This window comes from Corynebacterium sp. p3-SID1194 (assembly GCF_025144155.1).
Classification (GTDB): domain Bacteria; phylum Actinomycetota; class Actinomycetes; order Mycobacteriales; family Mycobacteriaceae; genus Corynebacterium.
Genome location: NZ_JALXWY010000043.1, coordinates 1 through 1,037, shown reverse-complemented (window position 1 = coordinate 1,037; position 1,037 = coordinate 1). Strand labels below are relative to the sequence as shown.

The window sequence follows — 1,037 nt, the reverse complement described above, 5'->3', positions numbered from 1 at the left end:
GATTAGTGCCGCCAAGTTCACTCGACACCTCAGCACAACGGTCGGCAATTTTTGTAAAGTCATCTTTGATCAGATCGAGCACATTCTCTCCTACATCTTTTCAGGCAGGTTGTGTATTGCGTGTGATGAAACGTTGGGGCGTTCAACCGCGAAGTGGGCCTGGGGGCCTACGCGCCGAGCTTGTCCTGCATCCAAGCCGGAATGAGCTGTGTTTCCCGTGGGTAGCGTTCGAGATCGGCAGCGTAGGTGGCATCACCGGGCTTCACCGACCAGTTTGGCTCAGTGTCGTAGTCGTAGTTGGTGGTGACCTTGCCCGGACGCATGACGGTGAAGTGCGCCGTGTACCAGGTGCCCTTGCCTGGCTTGTACATGACCTTGCGCAGGTTCTCCATCGCTTTCACCAGGGGATAGTGCGATCCGATGTTGCGTGACTCGCCCGACTTCGTGATCGCCGTCTTGCGATACTCGGAGTAGTCAGCAAACATGAGGGCCTCGCAAGTAATGCGCTCACAATCATCTGGAAGCAGTGCCCAGAGTTCCTTGGCGACGGCAACCATGGCTTCACGCTCAGCGAGCAGACCTCCCTGGGCTTCGTTATTGTCCGACATTGTTCATTACCACCTCTACTGGGTCCTTGCCGTTGACATCGTATTGGACGATGTACTTGGTAGGGACGTTGCTGTTGACGCCCGTTGACTTCTGCACGTCTTCTTCGTAAATGTTGCGGATGACCACGTCGACCTTATTGTTCGGCGACAGCTCTTTCCACTTCTGCTCGAGGGCGTAGTAGTTCTCCATGCCCTTGCGTGACTGGTTCACATCGACGTTCTGCGGGGTGTAGTTAATCTCCTCACGGATACCACCCGACATCGCCGCGTTGATGTGGCCACCGTCGAAGTCGAGCACCTTCTTGCCATCAATGGTCAGGTCTGCCTCGCGACCGACCGAGCCCTGAATGCCTTGGTGACGACCACCCTTGATCTCGTGGCTGATGTCTTCGATCACCGCAAGCTCGGTGCGGCTCTCGCTGTCGGTCT

General features: G+C 56.2%; 2 protein-coding genes. Both read right to left on the bottom strand.

The annotated features are described in order from the left end of the window. Positions 1-167: 167 nt before the first annotated feature. Positions 168-608, bottom strand: coding sequence for a hypothetical protein (locus M3G19_RS11800; protein ID WP_259902793.1), 441 nt, complete (start codon positions 606-608; stop codon positions 168-170). Continuing rightward, on the bottom strand, positions 595-1,037 hold a 443-nt coding region (locus tag M3G19_RS11795; protein ID WP_259902792.1), incomplete at its 5' end, for a DNA/RNA non-specific endonuclease. The genes M3G19_RS11800 and M3G19_RS11795, both read right to left, overlap by 14 nt.

What these genes read in the sequence shown, in the direction of transcription:
- M3G19_RS11800 (WP_259902793.1), bottom strand. Translation starts at nt 608, where the DNA reads ATGTCGGACAATAACGAAGCCCAGGGAGGTCTGCTCGCTGAGCGTGAA.